Raw genomic sequence first — 13,587 nt, 5'->3', positions numbered from 1 at the left:
AAGTGGTTTGTGCTAGAAGTGAAAGGGGAAAGGTGATTTTCCCCTAATCAATAAAAGATCAGTCAGTTTTGGGTAGGAAAAAGAAGAGATTAAACGTTATTGTCGTTTACAGGTGCTTCTTCTTTGTCTGAAAACCATTCATTAAGCGTATTACGTAGTTTATCAATGCCAATTTTTTTCAATGATGAAAAATATTCTACGCGGATATCACCTACTTTATTTGCTAGCTCTTCACGTACGCTCATGAGCTGCTTTTTACGCGCGCCTGATGCTAGTTTATCTGCTTTAGTCAGTAAAACGAGAGTCGGAAGCTCTGAGCCAACAGCCCAGTCAATCATTTGCATATCGAGATCTTTTAATGGATGACGAATATCCATTAAAATAACTACACCTTTTAAGCACTCTCTTTTTTGTAGGTATTCACCTAAAGAGCGTTGCCATTTACGCTTCATTTCTTCAGGAACTTGGGCGTAACCATAGCCAGGTAAATCAACTAAGCGTAAACCTTCTTCAATTTGAAAAAGGTTGATTAATTGCGTACGGCCTGGCGTTTTACTGGTTCTGGCTAATCCGTTTTGTTGGGTTAACGCATTTAAAGCACTGGATTTACCGGCATTAGAGCGACCCGCAAAGGCAATTTCAATTCCTGAATCTGGTGGTAAATGGCGGATATCAGGTGCACTGATGATGAAATGTGCTTTTTGGTAATTAAATTGGGTCATTATGGTATAAACCTCTCTGAAATAATGCGGCTTTTCATGCATACTCATTTCAATTTTGCATGAAAATGAATATCTAAAATATCTATTTGCTCTATTTTGGCGCAATTTAATGACTTATAACAGCGATTAAAAATTAAAATTTACTCCGCTATAGCGTAATTAGACTTATTGAGCGTAAATAAAGGTAAATGATTGGCACTATTTACCTCAGCGAATTAGAATCGCTGCATATTAAGTAAGTTGTAGACTATTAAAGTAAAGGATCCCTGCATGTTAAAACGTTTTCTTGTCACCTTCGTTACCGCTTGCACTTTAACAACAGCGACTTTTGCAATGGCAACGGGAGAAACCTTCGTTAAATTAGTCACCTCTGAAGGCAATATTGAAATATCACTGGATAATAAAAAAGCCCCAATAACAACGAAAAATTTTATTCAGTATGTCGAAGATGGATACTATAACGGCACCACTTTTCATCGTGTTATTCCTGGTTTTATGGTTCAAGGTGGTGGTTTTACTGCTGATTTACAGCAAAAACAAACCAGAGCACCAATTAAAAATGAAGCCGACAATGGATTACGTAATGTAAAAGGCTCTATTGCCATGGCGCGCACGTCAGATAAAGACAGTGCAACCAGCCAGTTCTTTATTAATGTGGCTGATAATGCATTTTTAGATCATGGCCAACGTGATTTTGGCTATGCTGTCTTTGGTAAAGTTGTGAAAGGAATGGATGTCGTTGATAAAATTTCACAAACGCCTACTCGGAATATTGGACCTTACCAAAATGTGCCAGTAAAAACGGTCACTATTTTATCTGCGGAAGTTGTAAAACAATAAACGCATTATTAGGATAGGATATTTACTTATTCTAATAAGATAGAAAGCATATAAACCGGAATGAATGTTTTCATTCCGGGGTTTTTAGTACGAAAAAAATATTTTTATCCTTCTTTTTTTCGTGTGATCTCCTGCAATAAGTATTCATTACACTATTAATCACTCTATTCATCATCAATTACCGTCATTCTTGTTATTGCGCAATAAACCAGCAGGTTTTCTTGCTTACTATTCATATTTTATACCTGTGCTATGATAATCGGCTTTGTTGTACCCAAGTCGGTTAAACAACGAGCTATTTTGGCAAATCTACACTCGCTTTAAAATAGTAATAAAATAGATAATGATAAGAAAATCAGTCGGATAGGCTAATATGCTGTTACTTATTGATAATTACGACTCGTTTACTTACAACCTCTATCAGTATTTCTGTGAATTGGGTGCTGAGGTTGTTGTTAAGCGTAACGATGAGATCGGACTTAAAGAGATAGAAAAGATGATGCCAGCACATCTAGTGATCTCGCCAGGACCTTGTACTCCTGATGAAGCTGGGATCTCTCTTGAGGCTATACAGCGGTTTGCCGGTGAAATTCCTATTCTTGGCGTTTGTCTTGGACATCAAGCAATAGGGCAAGCTTTTGGTGCGTCGGTTGTCAGAGCGCGAGAAGTGATGCATGGTAAAAATTCATTAATACATCATAATCAACAAGGTGTTTTTAAAGGACTTAATCGACCTTTAAGTGTGACGCGTTACCACTCTTTAGTGATTGATGCGACAACATTGCCTGTACCTTTTGAAGTGACGGCATGGAGCCAGCATGATGGAAATGTTGATGAAATTATGGGAATTCGTCATCGTACTCTGCCAATTGAAGGAGTTCAATTTCACCCTGAAAGTATTTTAAGTGAACAAGGACATGAGCTGTTAAATAATTTCCTTAAATATTAAATGGATAGCATTTAAATAGCGAAATAACGTCTTTTTATACAAAACCACATTTGATTTTTTATTCATATTTAGTGATTATATTTTCATATTGAACATGAATAACGATCAGGTGGGGTAATGACAACGCAAAGCATTAACAGGGCAACTTACGATCAAGTAATGTTGCCAATTTATTCACCCGCAGAATTTATTCCTGTAAAAGGGGTGGGGAGTCGTGTTTGGGATCAGCAAGGAAAATCGTATATTGATTTTGCTGGTGGTATTGCTGTTTTAGCATTGGGGCATGCTCATCCGGCTCTAAACCAAGCCTTGAAAGAACAAAGTGAAAAACTTTGGCATGTTAGTAATATTTTTACTAATGAACCTGCATTATGTTTAGCTCAAAAATTAATAGATAACACATTTGCAGAACGTGTCTTTTTTGCCAATTCAGGCGCAGAAGCGAATGAAGCAGCATTTAAATTGGCTCGCCATTATGCCATCACTCGCCATAGTCCTTATAAAACTAAAATTATTGCTTTTCACCATGCATTTCATGGTAGAACGTTGTTTACAGTATCTGTTGGTGGACAACCTAAATATGCCGATGGATTTGGCCCAAAACCTGCCGATATCGTACATGTTCCTTTTAATGATTTAGATGCTGTTAAAGCAGTAATAGATGATCACACTTGCGCCATTGTTTTAGAGCCAGTTCAAGGTGAAGGTGGCGTAACAGCTGCAACATCTGAGTTTATGAGAGGGTTACGTGCATTGTGTGATAAGCACCAAGCTCTGCTTGTTCTTGATGAAGTACAGACAGGTATGGGCCGTACAGGTAAGCTCTTCGCCTATATGAACTATGATGTGACACCTGATATTATTACCACTGCAAAAGCGCTAGGAAGTGGTTTTCCACTCAGTGCGATGTTAACAACAGATGAAATAGCTTCTGTAATGGGCGTAGGGACTCATGGCACAACTTATGGTGGTAATCCATTAGCTTGTGCAGTGGGCAATGTCGCATTTGATTTGATTAATACACCTGAAGTACTTGAGGGGGTTGAAAAGCGCTATCAATGGATTGTAGATGAGCTGGCGGTAATCAATCAAACGTACAATGTCTTTTCGCAAATCCGTGGGCAAGGTTTATTGATTGGTGCGCAATTGGCACCACAATATGAAGGTAAAGCCAAAGAGTTACTCGGCCTTGCTGCCAAACATGGTTTAATGATGTTAAACGCAGGAGCGAATGTGATGCGTTTTACACCATCATTAATTATTACTCAAGAAGAGCTACAAGAAGGAATGGCGGCATTAAAAGCGGCTATTGCGGAGTTTGTGAAAGGGTAGGCATTATTATAAACCCCATCGCAAGAATGGGGTTTATACAGATTTGTTATCAATAGCCCTTTGTATCGGGCTATTGTTTGTTCGGGCTGGGAAACTTAGCGAGTCCCGTAAACGACGATAGTTTTACCGTGTGCAGAGATCAGATTTTGATCTTCTAACATTTTCAGAATACGGCCTACAGTTTCGCGTGAACAACCAACGATTTGACCGATTTCCTGACGTGTAATTTTAATTTGCATGCCATCAGGATGCGTCATTGCATCGGGTTGTTTTGCTAAGTTTAATAAGGTTTGTGCAATACGACCTGTTACATCTAAGAAAGCAAGGTTGCCTACTTTTTCTGATGTCGTTTGTAATCTGTTCGCCATTTGAGCAGAAAGGCGCATCAGAATATCAGGGTTAACCTGAATTAATTGGCGGAATTTTTTATAGGAAATTTCTGCTACTTCACAGGCTGTTTTTGCTCTAACCCATGCACTACGTTCTTGATCTTCTTCAAATAATCCAAGTTCACCGATGAAATCCCCCTGATTTAGGTAGGAGAGGATCATTTCTTTTCCTTCTTCATCTTTAATAAGAACAGCCACGGAACCTTTAACAATATAATAAAGTGTTTCCGCTTTCTCACCTTGGTGGATCAGCGTGCTCTTGGATGGATATTTGTGAATATGGCAGTGTGACAAAAACCATTCAAGAGTCGGGTCTGTTTGCGGCTTGCCGAGAACCATTCGCGTTATCCTCTGTACGTTAAATGCAGCCTTTCAAAACGGATAGGCTCCCTTTTGAGACAGCGTGCTTAAAAATCCTATCTTGACCTATTAACTTCCTGAGAACACGGTAAGTTAATATGGAGTAGATTATAATAAATGAGAAAATAATGCATTGATCTTAACCACTATCATCAAGCAGATATTGTTTTTAACACAATTAGTGCATTAAGTCTCGTTTTACGCAGTCAGCATAATAAACCTATTTGCTAATTGCTAGTTGAATTATGAGAATGTACTCTTTTAGTTTCTGTCATCTTTAGGGGGAAAATAAATGGAAGCGAGAGTTAAGTGGGTTGAAGATTTATCTTTTGTCGGCGAATCTTCATCTGGCCATCAAATTATGATGGATGGGAATTCAGGAGATAAAGCCCCAAGCCCAATGGAAATGGTATTAATTGCTGCGGGTGGGTGTAGCGCTATTGATGTTGTAAGCATTTTACGAAAAGGTCGTCACCAAGTGACTGATTGTGAAGTAAAATTAACATCAGAACGACGCGAAGAAGCTCCTCGTTTATTTACTGATATCAATTTACATTTTATTGTTTCAGGTAAGGAATTAACGGATAAAATCGTAGAACGAGCTGTTCAATTATCTGCAGAAAAATATTGTTCTGTTTCTTTAATGTTAGGAAAAGCAGCCAATATTACGCATTCATTTGAAATAAAAAACGCTGACTAAATTTGATATTTTAAAATAAAGTTTAATTTGAAAAATAATATCCCTTAATTAATGGGATATTATTTTTATAGAGATAATTTTTATTTTGGTTAACTTATCTTTTCGCCATTTAATAATTTTTTGACTAATGGCGCCATAATTAATTCCATCGCTAATCCTAATTTCCCTCCCGGTACAACAATTGTGTTTATTGTCGACATAAATGAGCCATGCAGCATCGCAAGTAAATAGGGAAAATCAATATCGGTTAAGCCTCGAAAACGAATAACAATAAAGCTTTCATCAAGAGTGGGAATTGCTTTGGCAGAAAAAGGGTTTGAAGTATCAACAGTTGGGACTCGTTGGAAATTAATGTGAGTGCGCGAGAATTGAGGAATAATGTAGCTAATATAATCATCCATTGAGCGTACAACCGAATCTCTTACCGCTTCTTGCGAGTGTCCCCTTTCAGTGGTGTCTCTAATAAGCTTTTGTATCCACTCTAGGTTTACGATAGGAACAACTCCGACTAATAAATCAACATGTTGAGCTACATTATGTTCGTTAGTAACAACGCCACCATGTAATCCTTCATAAAAGAGAACATCAGTATTATTGGCTAAGGGTTCCCAAGGGGTAAATGTTCCTGGTAATTGATTGTAAGGTGTTGCTTCATCATAAGAGTGTAGATATTTGCGAGATTGACCTTGTCCTGTATCACTATATTGACTTAATGTTTTGCTCAGTAGGCTAAAATCATTTGCTTCAGGGCCAAAATAACTGATATGTCTACCTTGTTCTCTCGCTTTCCTTATCGCCATATCCATTTCGGGACGGGTATAGCGATGGAAACTATCTCCATCAATTAATGCGGCATTTGCATTGAGTTGTTGGAATATTTTACGAAAAGCTTGGCTTGTTGTGGTAGTTCCTGCACCACTCGAGCCAGTCACTGCGATGATAGGATGCTTGATTGACATAGGTTATCCTTTTGCTAAATAAGGTTGGCCCTTATTGATGGCGATGCATTGTTTGCTTTGAATAACTAACCAGAGCGAAACTGCGATGCTGGCATAATATTAACGCTCTCATGAAGTTCAGACCAAACCAACACGGCCTCACCCGATTTAAGTTGTTTTTTTACGTCGGCGACTTTTTGTTCAAGCGTTTTCTCTTGGATACCATAATCAGTGCCTTCTCGTAAAACAAAACTTTCAATAAGATTATCAAGTGTCTCTGCGGAAAGCTCATTCCAAGGAATTATCATTGGGTTTTCTCCAAATAAGCGGATAACCAGTCAGGTATTCGGCTTTCAAGCCACATCACAGGTTTTGATAGTTTTCCACCAACAAATCCCACATGCCCACCAAATTCTGTAAGTTGATATTCAATGTTGTTGGGGAGTGTTCTGACATCAGGAATAACATCCGCAGACATAAATGGATCATCTTTAGCATGAATGATAAGTGTAGTTTTCTTTATTTTATTTAATAAAGGTAATGCACTGCATTGGCGATAATAATCTAACGCATCTTTAAATCCGTGAATTTTAGATGTAATAAGATCGTCAAACTGGCGTAGTTTTTTGATGGATTTTATCGTTAATAAGCTGATTGGTAAGGATTCTGGATAACGAATAAGTTTTCGTGTTGCGTTATTTTTGAGTTCTTTTAACAGATACCATTGATAAAAACGAGAAAAGCCATGTTCAATTTTTGTTGAGCAAGGTTCTAGCATTAATGGTGCAGAGACAATAACGGCTGCATCTACAACGGCATTTTCGCCACTTTCTGCAAGATAATAGGCAAGCATATTTCCACCAAGAGAATAGCCAACCGCGGCTGTTGGTTGTTCACCAAATTCCTTTTTCAACCAATTTAAGAAGTAGCGAGCATCTTCCGTTTCACCTGAGTGATAAATACGGTTTTGTCTATTGGGTTCACCACTACATCCTCTAAAGTGCATCACAACGCCTAGCCAGCCTCTCTCTTTTGCTGCGGTTAACATGCCGTGAGCATAAGGACTATTAAATCCACCTTCTAAGCCATGAAAGATGACTAAGCGCGGTTTATTGAGTGCTGTTGTCGGATCTTCACTCCACGCTAAATCAACAAAATCGTTATCTGGAAGATTGAGTCGTTGCCAATGTGGCGTCAGTTGTGGCGTCCTACGTATAATTCTCGGTAAGAGTGTCTGTAAATGTGGATTTTTAGCCCAACGCATTGGATTAAAGTATTGAGACATATTTTCCGTCTATCAAAATGAATTAACACTTGTTTGCTAAATAACATACTGCTATTTTCGGTGAAAATAAAACGCCTGTCACATTTTTGAGTCTTTATCATGACAATTAGCCTTATTTTTTCCTTAACTATTTTCCTGTTTATTGCCGCGATAACACCTGGACCAAACAACTTACTGCTTACCTCATCAGGGGCAAATGTAGGCTTCAAAGGCTCGTTAAAACTAATGGCCGGCATTATGCTAGGTATGCAATGCGTTTTATTGAGCTCTGCATTTGGTGTTGCCACTTTATTGATAATTTATCCTGCTCTGCATGTCGGATTGAAGATAGTTGGGAGTGCGTATTTGCTTTGGCTTGCTTGGAAAACCGCAGCATCATCTTATCAGCGTTTAGATATTCCAGCAAAAACCTTGCAGGCAGTAAGTTGGTTTCAGGGTGGATTATTGCAATTTCTAAATCCAAAAGCGTGGATGATGGGATTAGGTGCAGTAGGAAGCTTCAGTTTATCGGGCGATGCTTATTTTAGCTCGGTTATTACTATTAGTATTGTTATGGTCATTGTTAATTTCGTTGCGGGTATTGTTTGGATATTAGGCGGAACATTAATTAGCCTATTTTTACAAAGCCGACGCGCTTGGTTTATTTTCAATATCTCAATGGGATTATTAACGGCGCTCTGTGTACCGTTGATCTGGATAGAATAAGTTAATAAAATAATTTAAAATCAATAACTAATAAACCTTTTTTGATGTAAATGATGTTTTTTTAAGATTGGTTGAAATGATATCTTTTGATATGTGTTAAAAAAAGAGTATTTCTCTATAAAAAGAGCGATCTACGATCGCCCACTGACACAATTATTCATGTTAAAATACTACTTTATATAAACAGATGACTCATTTTTAGTCGCTATACAGATCGTTATTATTTAACGACTTGATTTTTTATTTTTCATTCTTTACATCATTAAAATGAAAAAATAACTATTTTATAGAGAATTATTTATTCTTTTTTGGTGGTTTTCTTTTAAAATATTTTATATTACGCTTACGTTTTTGAATTGTTGTTAACTTAATGAAATTATTTGAAAATAATAAATAATTAAATGTAAATAGAATAAGCCTATATCGTCCTATTGACCTAAAAGAATAAATTATTATTTAAAACAAAGAAGAAAGTAAATTAAGTATTATAAAAGCTGGGTTCGATAAACATAGATTGGATTGAAAAGATAATTATAAAACTATTATAAAAATAAGTATTCTAATAATAAGGTAATTTCCCCTATACTTTATGATTGTTTATTTTCTATTTTTAATTGATTTTATTCTGAAAATTTAATTTTTTAGGTAGTAAACGCTGTACTAAGAACTATTCCAGATATAATTATATAGAACTCGAAGTGGATATTGTCATTATGCCAACATTAACAAAAATTGCCTGGATAAAGCCAGGTATGGCTACAAATCAGCGCAAAATAGCGGACTATATTTTAGACAATCCGGAAAAAACAGTGACTCTTTCATCACAACAACTTGCTCAAATTATGGGGGTGAGTCAATCGGCAATTGTTAAATTTAGCCAAAAAATAGGATTTAAAGGTTTTCCTTCTTTGAAACTTGCAATCAGTGAAGATCTTGGCAGGAAAAATGCGAACTCAGGAACCAACCCTAATATATTACATAACCAAATAGACGCTGATGATAGCTTAGTTGTTATTGCACAGAAACTCGCTCAAGAGAAAAGTAATTCAATTTGTGATACGACTCGTCAAATTAATTACCTTCATTTTGAAAAAGTCGTTCAGCTTATTGATGAAGCACAACGTGTTCAAATTATCGGTATTGGTGGCTCAGGGTTAGTTGCGAGAGATCTAAGTTATAAATTGCAAAAAATAGGAATAACAACGCTGATTGAAACAGATCATCATGTACAAATATCTGTTGCTCAAATGTTAAGTCCAAAGGATTTACAGATTGTAATTTCTTATAGTGGTAAAAGGAAAGACATGTTAGTTGCAGCCTCTGTGGCTAAAAAACAGGGGGCCAAAATCATTGCTATTACAGGAGAAAAACATTCACCATTGGGCCAAATTTCTGACTATATATTAGAAACAATTGCGGATGAGGGAGAGTGGCGAAGCGCTTCAATCTCTTCACGTACAGCACAAAACACAATCACTGACCTTATTTTTATGGCATTATTAAAGAAACGTGATGAATGTGCGAAGACATTAGTACTAAGTTCACAGGCATTAATTAATAGTCTGGATAATTAAAAAATTTGAACTGATTCAAAAAATTAATATTTAAAGATAAGTATTTACACTTATTACTAAAGTTATTCTCTTAACGGCCGAAACGATAGTTATTTAGGCAGTCTTTTTTTGTTGAGATGTTTTAATTTCAATATCGAGGAGAGTAACTAATGCGTAACAATCAACCGGTGACACAGCGAGAATACCCGGTATCTGAAAACGCAACACTGATGTCGACGACAGATCTTGATGGCAATATTATTTATGCCAATGAGGACTTTATTGAAGTCAGTGGATTTTCAATGGAAGAGCTTGTGGGGCAACCCCATAATATTGTCCGACATCCAGATATACCTTCAGCAGTCTTTAAGGATATGTGGCAAACGTTAAAGCAAGGAGAAGTTTGGACAGGGATCGTGAAAAATCGACGTAAAAATGGGGATTATTATTGGGTAAGAGCGAATATCACCCCAATTATACGTCAGGGTAAAATTCAAAGTTTTATGTCGGTAAGGACTTCAGTAAAAAAAGAGGAAATCGCACAGGCTTCAGCACTTTACGCTGCATTTAATCAAGGTAAGTATCCTTCACATATGTTTTTAAAAGGCGCTTTTGTGTATAAAGGATGGCAACGTTGGCGCTCATGGAATCAAACCATTTCATTAAAAAAACGACTCCGTCTTTTTATCCTATTACCTCTACCTTTCATGTTGTTAAGTGCATGGTTTGCTGGTTTATCGGGTTATGCTCTTTTTATGCATATTATGATTTTGCTGGTATTACTGATGGCAAATGAGCGTATTCTCTATTTTCAGCTTGTTAAGCCAATTAGACTACTTAATGAACAAGCAAATCGTGTTGCAACTGGCGATGAACATAACGTTACATATATAAACCGCATTGATGAAGTGGGTATGACACAGCGTTCAGTTAATCAATTAGGGCGTATGTTCCGTTGGTTAGTCAGTGATGTGAGTCATCAAATTCATCAAGTCGATATCTCTTGTGATCAATTAGCCGCAGGTAATCGCGATCTGTATGTGAGAACGGAGCAAACCGCTAGTAATGTTGAAGCAACTGCCTCAACAATGAATGAGTTAACAACAGCGGTAAGTAGTAATAGTGAAACGGCAGGGCAGGCAAACAGTCTTTCTAATATCACTTGTGAAGCTGCGATAAAAGGAGGTAGTGCAATGGATAGTATCGTTAATACAATGAATGATATTGCGAAAAGCTCTGATCGCATTAGTAATATCATTGGTGTTATTGATAGTATCGCCTTCCAAACTAATATCCTTGCACTTAATGCATCCGTAGAAGCGGCCAGAGCCGGCGAACAAGGTCGAGGTTTCTCCGTCGTTGCGACCGAAGTCAGGGAGCTGGCTCAGCGTAGTGCAGAAGCGGCTAAAGAGATCAAAGCCTTGATCAGTGCCTCAAGTAGCAATATCAAAGTCGGTTCAAAGCAAGTTAATGAAACTGTCGGAACTATGGAAGATATTGTGGTGCATGTTAAAAATGTGACTGATTTAATTGGTGAAATTAGCCTAGCCTCATCAGAGCAGAGTGCGGGGTTAAAAGAGCTTGGTCGTGCGGTTGAAAAATTAGAATCGATTACGCATGAAAATGCGAATTATGTTTCCAAAGCCTCAATGATTTCAGGTGAAATGAAAGTACAAACTAACTACTTAGTTAGTGCAATCAATGTATTTCATTAATTTGTCATGAGTTAAAAAATAAAAGACACCCACTAAAATAGGTGTCTTTGTGTTTATCTAAATCATGTTTTTGTCATGATCAAATTAATGGATTAAAAACTTGTCCAATCATCATCTTCATCATCATTTACAGTCGCTGTTCCTTTCGCCGATTTCCTCTCTTTCGCTTCATCTTTGACTGTATTTTTTCTCTCCTCATGTTTTGTCTGTAGTGATTTTTCAGATGAGAACTGTTTTTCTATTGCTTTGTGTTGTGCCTTTTTGTTATTGAACAGTTCACTTTCCGCTGTTTTAAACTGTTCAACGATTTGTTCAAGATTACCTGCTTCTTCAGTCAATAAACTGGCAACAGCGGAAGATTGTTCAACCATCGTTGCATTTTGCTGTGTTGCTTTATCCATTTCAGTGACTGCAAGAGAGACTTGAGTGATACCTCGAGTTTGTTCTTCTGACGCAGATAAAATTTCAGTCATTGAGTCTTCAACATGTTTTACAGATGTCAGTATTTCACCCATAGAAATGCTAACTTGTTCAACGAGATCATTACCATGACGAACACGGCTAATAGAGGCATCAATCAATTCTTTAATTTCTTTCGCTGCTTCAGCACTACGCTGTGCTAACTCCCTGACTTCCGTCGCCACCACAGAAAAACCACGCCCTTGTTCGCCCGCTCTAGCTGCTTCAACGGCTGCGTTTAAGGAGAGAATATTGGTTTGGAACGCAATGCTATTGATAACGGCAGTGATTTCACCAATTTTTTGTGAGCTATCGGCTATATCAGTCATCGTTTTCACCATTCTATTGGTGACATCGCCCCCTTTGCTGGCAATATTGGAGGTCTGGCTGATAAGGTGTGAAACTTCACGAGCACTTTCTGTATTGTTTCTCACTGTTGCTGTGAGTTGTTCCATACTTGATGCAGTTTCCTCTAAGGCACTCGCTTGCTCTTCAGTACGACAAGAGAGGTCAGTATTTCCTGCTGATAATTCTTGAACACCTGTATAAATATGATGACTTGTCCCTCGGATCGCATTCACAATTAATGACAATTCGGTACGCATATATTGAATACCTGTAATTAATTGGTCGATTTCATTATTCCCTTTTGCGGTGATATCTTTATTTTCTAATAAATTTCCTTGTGAAATTTCCGACATATAACCGACAATTTGATTGATACGTAAAACAATATTTCGGCGTATCCAAACTACAACAAGAATAGTGAAAAGAATAAAAATAAACATAAAGACAAAAGCTAAGACCAAGGTACGTTCATAATTACCTTGAGCGGCTTTTATTGCGTGAGTAACAACGTTATCACTGAGATAATCTGTTGCTTCATAAAGGGATTGAGTAAAGCGTTCATTGGTATTATGTGCATAAATAGATTGAAAACCGTAGTAATCGCGGATCTCTAGACATGATGCAAGTTGATCAAGGTCGTAAAGCACACGATTAAAGAGTTTTTTCATACTCTCTATTTTTTCGGGAGCAAAATTTGCTTTTTCGGTAGCTGTAAAATATTCGGTAATAATACGTATAACTTCTTGTTTTCTTTGTGGATAAGAGGAAAGGAAATCAGAGGTTTTATTTTCTGCTATATCGGGTGTGAGATGAGCTTCAAACATAACATTTAGCATATCTTCACGTAATTTATTTAACTCGGCATAACCATAATCCATCGTTTGTATCTGTTCAAAACCATTCGCTAATTGTGAGAGCCGTTTATTTGTTAAACTCGCATCACGGATACTCATTGCACCTGAAAAAAGTTGAATAGCGCAAAACAGTATTAAGATAAACATTAAGCCATTAGATATTTTTATTCGTTTCAGCATAGCCTTACCTATTTAATTGGTTTATAGGACACACAGCAAGGAGCGATAACTATTTATCAATTAAACTTATTCGGCTTGATATTTAAAAACTTTACCTTTTCTACTCAGTTTGATAGTAAAGACAACTTATATTTCTTTTTTTAGCTTTAATTGTCAGCTAATGGCTAAAATTTTCTAATGATTAATAGAAAAAACCATAAGTATATTACCTTACTTATTTTTTGTGTTAATTACTAATATGTAAATCTTAATAATGCA

Annotated in this window: 13 protein-coding genes; 7 read left to right on the top strand and 6 right to left on the bottom strand. The window is 36.9% G+C overall.

The annotated features are described in order from the left end of the window. Positions 1-89: 89 nt before the first annotated feature. Complete coding sequence (gene yihA, locus CUB63_RS10380; protein WP_072064795.1) at positions 90-722, bottom strand: ribosome biogenesis GTP-binding protein YihA/YsxC; 633 nt, start codon at positions 720-722, stop codon at positions 90-92. 270 nt (positions 723-992) lie between these two features. Here yihA and ppiA point away from each other — a divergent pair, with 270 nt between their 5' ends. From ppiA to argD, 3 genes are all read left to right on the top strand, one after another. Further along, a complete protein-coding gene (ppiA, locus tag CUB63_RS10375) occupies positions 993-1,562 on the top strand; it encodes a peptidylprolyl isomerase A (protein WP_072064793.1) in 570 nt (189 codons plus the stop codon). 373 nt (positions 1,563-1,935) lie between these two features. Further along, positions 1,936-2,511, top strand: coding sequence for an aminodeoxychorismate synthase component II (locus CUB63_RS10370; protein WP_006534660.1), 576 nt, complete (start codon positions 1,936-1,938; stop codon positions 2,509-2,511). A gap of 117 nt (positions 2,512-2,628) precedes the next feature. Beyond that, the gene (gene argD / locus CUB63_RS10365) at positions 2,629-3,843 is read left to right on the top strand and encodes a bifunctional acetylornithine/succinyldiaminopimelate transaminase (protein ID WP_072064792.1); all 1,215 of its coding nucleotides are present in this window, start codon (positions 2,629-2,631) and stop codon (positions 3,841-3,843) included. 95 nt (positions 3,844-3,938) lie between these two features. Here argD and crp read toward each other — a convergent pair whose 3' ends face one another. After that, complete coding sequence (gene crp / locus CUB63_RS10360; protein WP_004246872.1) at positions 3,939-4,571, bottom strand: cAMP-activated global transcriptional regulator CRP; 633 nt, start codon at positions 4,569-4,571, stop codon at positions 3,939-3,941. Positions 4,572-4,884: 313 nt separating this feature from the next. Here crp and CUB63_RS10355 point away from each other — a divergent pair, with 313 nt between their 5' ends. Further along, positions 4,885-5,292: an OsmC family protein gene (locus CUB63_RS10355; protein WP_072064790.1), complete on the top strand. Its 408-nt coding sequence runs from the start codon at positions 4,885-4,887 to the stop codon at positions 5,290-5,292. Between the two features lie 89 nt (positions 5,293-5,381). Here the strand turns inward: CUB63_RS10355 and CUB63_RS10350 are convergent, their stop codons facing one another. From CUB63_RS10350 to CUB63_RS10340, 3 genes are all read right to left on the bottom strand, one after another. Then, positions 5,382-6,251, bottom strand: a complete 870-nt coding sequence (locus CUB63_RS10350; RefSeq protein WP_006534664.1) for a phosphoribulokinase — start codon at positions 6,249-6,251, stop codon at positions 5,382-5,384. Between the two features lie 65 nt (positions 6,252-6,316). Further along, the gene (locus tag CUB63_RS10345) at positions 6,317-6,538 is read right to left on the bottom strand and encodes a YheU family protein (protein WP_006534665.1); all 222 of its coding nucleotides are present in this window, start codon (positions 6,536-6,538) and stop codon (positions 6,317-6,319) included. Beyond that, the gene (locus CUB63_RS10340; RefSeq protein WP_006534666.1) at positions 6,535-7,515 is read right to left on the bottom strand and encodes a hydrolase; all 981 of its coding nucleotides are present in this window, start codon (positions 7,513-7,515) and stop codon (positions 6,535-6,537) included. Before CUB63_RS10340 ends, CUB63_RS10345 begins: the two co-directional genes overlap by 4 nt. Positions 7,516-7,614: 99 nt before the next feature. Here CUB63_RS10340 and CUB63_RS10335 point away from each other — a divergent pair, with 99 nt between their 5' ends. The 3 genes from CUB63_RS10335 (at position 7,615) to CUB63_RS10325 (ending at position 11,488) form a co-directional block, all read left to right on the top strand. After that, positions 7,615-8,220: a LysE family translocator gene (locus CUB63_RS10335; RefSeq protein WP_109847989.1), complete on the top strand. Its 606-nt coding sequence runs from the start codon at positions 7,615-7,617 to the stop codon at positions 8,218-8,220. Between the two features lie 713 nt (positions 8,221-8,933). Further along, a complete protein-coding gene (locus CUB63_RS10330) occupies positions 8,934-9,794 on the top strand; it encodes an SIS domain-containing protein (RefSeq protein WP_109848043.1) in 861 nt (286 codons plus the stop codon). Positions 9,795-9,943: 149 nt separating this feature from the next. Beyond that, positions 9,944-11,488: a methyl-accepting chemotaxis protein gene (locus CUB63_RS10325; protein ID WP_072064785.1), complete on the top strand. Its 1,545-nt coding sequence runs from the start codon at positions 9,944-9,946 to the stop codon at positions 11,486-11,488. Between the two features lie 92 nt (positions 11,489-11,580). On the opposite strand, the gene CUB63_RS10320 is transcribed toward CUB63_RS10325, so the two are convergent. Then, complete coding sequence (locus CUB63_RS10320) at positions 11,581-13,329, bottom strand: methyl-accepting chemotaxis protein (protein ID WP_109847988.1); 1,749 nt, start codon at positions 13,327-13,329, stop codon at positions 11,581-11,583. Positions 13,330-13,587: the final 258 nt, after the last annotated feature.

Origin of the sequence: Proteus penneri, from assembly GCF_003144535.1 — a bacterium.
GTDB classification, from domain to species: Bacteria; Pseudomonadota; Gammaproteobacteria; order Enterobacterales; family Enterobacteriaceae; genus Proteus; species Proteus penneri.
The sequence above is the reverse complement of the archived record's forward strand: the minus strand, read 5'-3'. Positions and strand labels throughout refer to the sequence as shown.

What these genes read in the sequence shown, in the direction of transcription:
- CUB63_RS10320 (WP_109847988.1), bottom strand. Translation starts at nt 13,329, where the DNA reads ATGCTGAAACGAATAAAAATATCTAATGGCTTAATGTTTATCTTAATA.
- CUB63_RS10330 (WP_109848043.1), top strand. Translation starts at nt 8,934, where the DNA reads ATGCCAACATTAACAAAAATTGCCTGGATAAAGCCAGGTATGGCTACA.
- CUB63_RS10335 (WP_109847989.1), top strand. Translation starts at nt 7,615, where the DNA reads ATGACAATTAGCCTTATTTTTTCCTTAACTATTTTCCTGTTTATTGCC.
- crp (WP_004246872.1), bottom strand. Translation starts at nt 4,571, where the DNA reads ATGGTTCTCGGCAAGCCGCAAACAGACCCGACTCTTGAATGGTTTTTG.
- CUB63_RS10345 (WP_006534665.1), bottom strand. Translation starts at nt 6,538, where the DNA reads ATGATAATTCCTTGGAATGAGCTTTCCGCAGAGACACTTGATAATCTT.
- CUB63_RS10350 (WP_006534664.1), bottom strand. Translation starts at nt 6,251, where the DNA reads ATGTCAATCAAGCATCCTATCATCGCAGTGACTGGCTCGAGTGGTGCA.
- yihA (WP_072064795.1), bottom strand. Translation starts at nt 722, where the DNA reads ATGACCCAATTTAATTACCAAAAAGCACATTTCATCATCAGTGCACCT.
- CUB63_RS10370 (WP_006534660.1), top strand. Translation starts at nt 1,936, where the DNA reads ATGCTGTTACTTATTGATAATTACGACTCGTTTACTTACAACCTCTAT.
- CUB63_RS10325 (WP_072064785.1), top strand. Translation starts at nt 9,944, where the DNA reads ATGCGTAACAATCAACCGGTGACACAGCGAGAATACCCGGTATCTGAA.
- CUB63_RS10355 (WP_072064790.1), top strand. Translation starts at nt 4,885, where the DNA reads ATGGAAGCGAGAGTTAAGTGGGTTGAAGATTTATCTTTTGTCGGCGAA.
- argD (WP_072064792.1), top strand. Translation starts at nt 2,629, where the DNA reads ATGACAACGCAAAGCATTAACAGGGCAACTTACGATCAAGTAATGTTG.
- CUB63_RS10340 (WP_006534666.1), bottom strand. Translation starts at nt 7,515, where the DNA reads ATGTCTCAATACTTTAATCCAATGCGTTGGGCTAAAAATCCACATTTA.
- ppiA (WP_072064793.1), top strand. Translation starts at nt 993, where the DNA reads ATGTTAAAACGTTTTCTTGTCACCTTCGTTACCGCTTGCACTTTAACA.